We start from the raw sequence: 6629 nt of genomic DNA on the forward strand, positions 1-6629 counted from the left end.
GCGACCGCAAATCGGCGATGGTCAACCAACTCATCAGCGAGCACCGAGCCGGCGACAGCGAAGTGTGAGACGGGCTGCCGTCCGAAGAGCCACTATGAAGCAGACCGTCTCAGAACATCCCGAAGTTCTGGAGCAGTCCCGAGACCAGGGACTTGACGATCAGGCCGAGGCCGGCGAGGACGAGTGCCATGCCGACGGCGACGATCCAGTTCGCGTACGCGATGAGACCGATACCGGCGAGCAAGATCACGATACCGGCGATACCGAGCGCGCCGAGGTTTTTCAACATACCCAGGGGTGCAGAGCCGAGCGAAATAAACGGCGGGGTTTCCGCGCTCGCACGTCCGTCACGCGCCGTCGGCGTCCGGCGTTCGGACGGACGATAAAGGATTAAACCACTCGGACGCGAATCCACGGCCATGAGCGACGGAGACGGCGGTCGGAAGAACCTCCGGATGCCCGAGGATGACGAGGTCTTCGCGACCGTCACGAACATGCTCGGGGCGAATCGGGTCACAGTACGCTGTGCCGACGGGACCGAACGCACCGCGCGAATCCCCGGCAAAATGCAAAAGCGCGTCTGGATCCGCGAGGACGACGTCGTGCTCGTCGAACCCTGGGACTGGCAGGACGAAAAGGCCGACATCACCTGGCGCTACGAGAAGAGCGAGGCCGATCAGCTGCGGGAAGAAGGCCACATCCAGTAGGACGAAGTGACACACATCAAGACGAGTTCACGGAACTCGCCGCACGAGACGCGAAACGTCAAGTGAGCCGGCGCCAGCGAACCGTTGCTGCGGAATTTTAACCTATCAGACTCAGCCCGCGAAGCCGCTCGACGCGCGGGGAACCGGACTTTTTGCATCCCATCCTGAGCCATTGCCAGCAGTCACCGAGGTGGTGGGTATCCTTCGCCCCGCAGCTGGCAGTACGCCCGGGGACCCGTAACACCTAGGTCGCCCCTATTTCGCGCCTCGAAGTGGGACCCGTTCGACCGGGAGACCCTTCGGAACGACTGGCCTGCAGAACGTGAGAGGGGCGGCGTCAGAATCGACGATTGCCTTTGGGTGAACTATCGGAATTGCCTACTGACATGCTCTTCGAGGGCGGCGAGAATCTCTTCCTCGTCCGGCCGGATATCGGACCGTGAGAACCGGATACTGGGCAGCAGTCCCTCTCGATGGAGTACGACGGCATCGTCGGAGAGCGTGAACGATTCGATCTCCGACCACGGGAGGAACTGGCGATGAGTGTAAAGTGTTCCACTCCGGGCGTGTGATAGTCCGGTCGGAGTCAGCTCGAATTCTCGTTCGGAGAGGAACATCCTCGTGACAAGAACGAGTATCAAGACGAAGGGGCCAGTGAATACGACCGATACAGGCGCTACCGTGACTGCGAGGACCGCGAGGAGACTGATACCCGCGAGTACGACGATCACTAAGATATTCAGCTTGTGCGACCGTGGCCACTTGGCGGACCACTTGATCGTCAGATCCTCGGCCCTCGTGGCGGAGCAAGCGATCTGGTTGCGGGCAGCACGCAGGGCTATTTCACCGACGAAAGCTACAACGATCCCGAGGACGAACGCGATCGACGCCACGAGACTCGTGACCGGGATCGACGCCCCTTCAACGAGCAACGTCGCGAACACCTCGATAAGACTGAAATGGTAGGCGATCACCGGGAGGATCCCGGCAACCGGGAACAGCCACGGTAGCCATCCCGTGTTCAGCCACGAGAGGAGTCCCTCGTTGTCCCCTGCGACGGACACTGTCGAAGCACCGACAACGATAGCAACTACGCCCATCATACCGAGCGCCAGGAGGCGACTGCGGATCTGCACGTACTCGACGGCCCAGAGAGTCAGCGTCGGCGCGACGAGCGCAGCCACGTAGCATCCAGCGATCACGGCGAACTGGGTGTTCGCTTGGTCCGGTGGTACGGCCGTGGGCTGCTCACTATCTTTCATATGACACACATCAACGATGAGATCCGATTTAAATTGATATTTTAATAGTCTTTCGTATTTTGCGAGCATAATACATTCTGTATGAACCAAGTGTATCTCCTCTCTCTGGATATTTTGAGCGAGTTTGAGGAGCGAGGAGGCCGTAGCGAGAAGTGCTCATGTAATTCGCAGACTTCCTCAGAGAGACGTTGGACGAGGACAGCTAGGACGTTTGGGAGGACGAACGCACCCCGACACCTGTCCGGCGGTTCGGGGGAGGCTACCTCGGAGGATGGAATCCAATGCATAACTTTCGTTGTTTCTGAAAGGACAATATTCGAGAAATGAGCGGCGCCCCACGCTTCGAGTTCATCATCAGCGGATGCCTTCTGGCTCATTGTTCGAACAATTTGATAATGTGGAGACAAAGAAGCTGTAAGAAGTGGGATTAGGACATTCATGTTGTATTTTAACATGGAGAGTGGTGAGCTCAGCGATACAGACGAGGCGATTTGCAACTACGTCGCCCGAAAAAGCGAGCCAGAGAGTTGGAACGGTGACGAGGAGAGCCACTGGTGTCTCGATAGACAGCCAGAGATGGACTACTTCGGTTTCGGGCTCCATCGCTTCTGTCTCGCCGATAGTACCCATCGAAAACAAATTAACGTTGATACGGTATCGACGCGACCAACCGATCACTTCGACTGACTGTCGTCCGACACAGAAGACTTATTCTATCGTTGTGCATCGACCCGCGCATGAAACTCAGCCGGCGGCGGTTACTCGGCGGTATCGGAGCCGGCGCCGCGGCCGGGCTGCTCGGGGCGCCGGCGTCGGCTGCGGAATCCAACACAGACACCGAGCGGGTGTTCGTGCATCCAAAAACGGGGCTGCTCGACGACCTCAGCGAACTCCTCGGCGTCATCGATGACATCGGCGGAATCACGGTCCTCGAGTACGACAACTTCGACTTCGTGGTCGCGGAGGTGCCGTCGACCAGACTCGACGAGCTGCGTCGCGACCGCCGCGTGGCGTCCGTCGAAGACGACGAGGAGACGGGGATCCCGTCGAACTGGTCGCCAGCCCCAGCCCTATCGGATATCCTGAATCCGCCGGACAGTTCCGACTGTTCCACCCATCCCGACCAGCAACCGTCTTGGGGGGTGGAACGAATCGGTGCCGACGCCGTCGAACCGGACGGATCGGGCGTCGACGTGGGGATTCTCGATACGGGAATCGAATCGCAGCACTGCAGTCTCTCGGTCGCCGGCGGTCGGAACTTCACCGATAGCGGGACGCCCGGTGACTACGAGGACCGCCACGGCCACGGGACGCACGTCGCCGGTGTCGCCGGCGCGTCGGACAACGACCTCGGCGTCGTCGGCGTCGCTCCCGGGGCGAATCTGTACGCAGTGAAGGTGCTCGGCGACGACGGCTCCGGTCGGTACAGCAAACTGATCGCCGGGATCGACTGGTGCATGTCGAACGACGTGGAGCTGATCTCGATGAGCCTCGGCGGCGAGGCCGCGAGCGCCACGATGGACCGGGCTATCGAGGCCGCACACTCGGCGGGACACCTCCTGCTCTGTGCGGCCGGGAACGAAGGAAACGGCGGGAACGGGTCGTGCGACGCGGAAACAATGACTTATCCGGCGACCCACGAGAAAGTCGTCGCGGTGACCGCGATGGACGAGGACGACACGCTGGCGTCCTACAGCAGCGTCGGTTCGGATATCGACCTGCTGGCGCCGGGCACGGGCATCACCTCGAGCACCGTCGACAACGAGTACGCGGAGGCGAGCGGGACGAGCGTCGCCTGCCCGTTCGTCACCGGCGTCGCTGCGCTGGTCTGGGAGACCCGGGAGGAAGACGGTCCCGGCCCCACTGAGCAGGTGCGCCGGATTCTCACCGACACCGCCGAACCGGTGCTTGGCACCTGCGAGGAGGGACACGGACTCGTGGACGCCCGTACGGCGCTCGGTCACGAACGCGCGGACGAGGGCGGTGACGTCGTCTCCGGTGGCGTGGGGTCGATTATCGAAAAAATCATCTCGAGACTGGAGTGGATCGGGAATCAGATCGCGGCCGTCATCGACTGGTTCCTCGGACTGTTCCGGTGAGCGTCTGTCGAGCGGCTAGCCCGCAGGCGAGCGCGGACACGCCGTAGGCGGCCAGTTGCCCGACCGGGCGGAGCCGCAACGAGGACCCATCGCAGCACCAGTCATAGGAATAGATCCAGCACTGTTCACCCCATCTGTTTTGACGAGGATGAGCAGCGACTCGAGCGCCGACTACAGTCCGGCGACGTCTTCGATGGCGTCGGTCAGTTCCTCGATCGACTCGAGGTCGTGTTCGCCCATGTGGCCGATGCGGAACGTCTCTTCGCCGAGTTGGGAGCCGTAGCCGTTCGAGAAGACCATGTCGTACTCCTCGTCGACGGCCTCGATCGTCTCGGCGACGTCGATCCCCTGCGTGTTCTCGATGCAGGCCACCGTCTGGGACTCGTAGCCCTCCTCGGGGAACATATCGAAGTGCTCGCGGGCCCACTCGCGCGTGTACTCGGCCATCTCCCGGTGGCGCTGGTCGCGGGCGTCGTGGCCCTCCTCGAGCATGTGCTTCATCTGTTTCCGATACGCGAGCATGACCGGAATCGCCGGCGTGGAGTGGGTCTGGCCCTTCCGGTCGTAGTAGTCGAGCGATCGCTGGAAGCCGCCGTACCACGACGCCGACTCGGACTCGAGTTCCCGTTCGTAGGCGTCGTCGCTGACGACGCAGACGGCGAGCCCCGGCGGCATGGCGAACGCCTTCTGGACCGACGTGAAGATGACGTCGATGTCGTGCTCATCGATGTCGACGAAATCGCCGCCCAGCGCGGAGACGGCGTCGACGATGAAGTAGGTGTCAGGATAGTCGGCGACGACGTCGCCGATCTCCTCGATCGGGTTGCGGACGCCGGTCGAACTCTCGTTCATCACGCAGGTGACGGCGTCGTACGCCGTCTCGCTCTCCTCGAGTTGCTCGCGCACGTCCTCGGGTTTGACCGCCTGGCCCCACTCGTACTCGAGCGTATCGACGGACTTCCCCAGTCGCTCGGCCACGTTGGCCTGTCGCTCGCTGAAGCTCCCGCAGGTCGTACAGAGGACGTTCTCGTCGACGAGGTTGAGGAGCGAACTCTCCATGAACTCGGTCCCCGACCCCGTGAGGATGATGACCTCGTTGTCGGTGCCGAGGAACTCCTTCGTGTCCTCGACGATGGTCGTGTAGAGGTCGGTCATTCGGTCCATCCGGTGGCCGAACATCGGCTCGCACATCGCCTCGAGGACGTCCTCGTGCACCTCGGTCGGGCCCGGGATGTACAGCGTCTTGTCGGGATAGTCGGCTTTGTATTCGCGTTTCTTGGTCACAGAAACCACCTGAGTACGGCTTACTGGTAGGCGAGACAGTATGGTACTTTTGATGCTGCACTGGGAATAGAACGTCAGACTGGTATCTCGCAGTACCATTGTCGGCCCCGTCGTTCGCCAATTTTCACATTATCAATATTTTATTTAAAGTTATAATTATTTTTATGTGCTACTGAGATGAAGGTGTATTTGCTATACGGTCACCAGTGGACGGTGAAAAATAAGAGAAAAACTAGAGAGACCGGAACGAGTCCTGATTACTCGCTGGACTCGTTGGATTCGTTACCGCTACCGCCGCTGCCGCTGCCACCCTCCGCCATTTCGATAGTACCTGCCATTCCGGAGGAGTAGTGGGGCTCACAGACGTACTCGACGGTATCGCTCGACGCGTCGAATTCGACGCTCAGGCCGGGCTCGCTGTCGCTGACCTGCTCAGTCGGTCCCGCGATGGCCGACTCGCTGTCGTCGTAGACCGCGAGATTGTGGTTGCCCGACTCGTTCTCTACCCACTCGATCGTGTAGGTCTCGCCCTCGGTGAGGCTGAGGCTGGGGTTCTCCACGCCTTCGATCGAAGACGGCGCGACGCCTTCCCAGGACTGAGCCTTCGATTTGAGTTCGATGGTCGTTCCGGACTCGATCGAATACGGTCCCTCACTGTCACCGTTCCCGTTACCGTTGCCGTTGCCGTCTCCGTTACCACCGCTGCAGCCGGCGACGAGCGCCGTCGATGCGGCCGCACCCGTCAGCTTGAGCGCTGTCCGCCGCGAAACCGGATTATCTTGTGCCATCACCGGGGGTTGGGTTCGGCCACATAAAAATTGATACCTTCTCTCGTTACAATGTTATACGAGTACATGCCACAACGTAGTGACGAGTACGTTCGCTGACTGTCCGATAAGGCGACCAGTATCAGGCGTCGCCGCGATCACCCGATCGAACGCGATCGGTCGGTTCGAGCGAGAGCCGCAGAAACACCGGAACCGTGACGACGGCGATCGCGATCTCGAGGCCGCCGACGACGAGAAACGCGAGTCCGTAGCCGTAGCTGCTGGCGACGGTGCCGCCGAGGAGGAAGCCGCCGAGGAAGCCGAGGCTGCCGGCGAGATTGAATCCGGCCATGGCGATCCCGCGTTCGCTCTCGTCGGCGAGATCGGTGACCAGCGCCATGGTGGCGGGGGCGACCAGCGCGCCGAGGACGCCGTCGACGACCGCGCGACGGAACTCGCCAACGAACTGACCGAGAAGGCACCGCTGGGCATCGAAAACGCGCTCGAGGC

At 61.2% G+C, this 6629-nt stretch carries 8 protein-coding genes; 2 read left to right on the top strand and 6 right to left on the bottom strand.

All coding sequences use genetic code 11. The features are described 5' to 3' along the window. Positions 1 to 109: 109 nt before the first annotated feature. Complete coding sequence (locus PGX04_RS11770; protein ID WP_273738684.1) at positions 110 to 289, bottom strand: DUF7470 family protein; 180 nt, start codon at positions 287 to 289, stop codon at positions 110 to 112. 130 nt (positions 290 to 419) lie between these two features. On the opposite strand from PGX04_RS11770, the gene eif1A reads away from it, so the two are divergent. After that, positions 420 to 707, top strand: a complete 288-nt coding sequence (eif1A, locus tag PGX04_RS11775; protein ID WP_098725110.1) for a translation initiation factor eIF-1A — start codon at positions 420 to 422, stop codon at positions 705 to 707. A 365-nt stretch (positions 708 to 1072) separates the two neighbouring features. Here eif1A and PGX04_RS11780 read toward each other — a convergent pair whose 3' ends face one another. After that, the gene (locus PGX04_RS11780) at positions 1073 to 2038 is read right to left on the bottom strand and encodes a hypothetical protein (RefSeq protein WP_273738685.1); all 966 of its coding nucleotides are present in this window, start codon (positions 2036 to 2038) and stop codon (positions 1073 to 1075) included. A 285-nt stretch (positions 2039 to 2323) separates the two neighbouring features. Next, positions 2324 to 2599: a hypothetical protein gene (locus PGX04_RS11785; RefSeq protein WP_273738686.1), complete on the bottom strand. Its 276-nt coding sequence runs from the start codon at positions 2597 to 2599 to the stop codon at positions 2324 to 2326. 107 nt (positions 2600 to 2706) lie between these two features. On the opposite strand from PGX04_RS11785, the gene PGX04_RS11790 reads away from it, so the two are divergent. Then, complete coding sequence (locus PGX04_RS11790; protein ID WP_273738687.1) at positions 2707 to 4068, top strand: S8 family peptidase; 1362 nt, start codon at positions 2707 to 2709, stop codon at positions 4066 to 4068. Positions 4069 to 4239: 171 nt separating this feature from the next. Here PGX04_RS11790 and PGX04_RS11795 read toward each other — a convergent pair whose 3' ends face one another. The 3 genes from PGX04_RS11795 to PGX04_RS11805 form a co-directional block, all read right to left on the bottom strand. Continuing rightward, positions 4240 to 5352 (bottom strand): pyridoxal-phosphate-dependent aminotransferase family protein, encoded by a 1113-nt coding sequence (locus PGX04_RS11795; protein WP_273738688.1) that lies wholly within the window; start codon positions 5350 to 5352, stop codon positions 4240 to 4242. 257 nt (positions 5353 to 5609) lie between these two features. After that, the gene (locus tag PGX04_RS11800) at positions 5610 to 6140 is read right to left on the bottom strand and encodes a plastocyanin/azurin family copper-binding protein (protein WP_273738689.1); all 531 of its coding nucleotides are present in this window, start codon (positions 6138 to 6140) and stop codon (positions 5610 to 5612) included. A gap of 121 nt (positions 6141 to 6261) precedes the next feature. Then, positions 6262 to 6629, bottom strand: a 368-nt coding sequence (locus tag PGX04_RS11805; protein ID WP_273738690.1) for an MFS transporter, incomplete at its 5' end; no start/stop codon positions are given.

The sequence above is a fragment of the Natrinema soli genome (assembly GCF_028618695.1).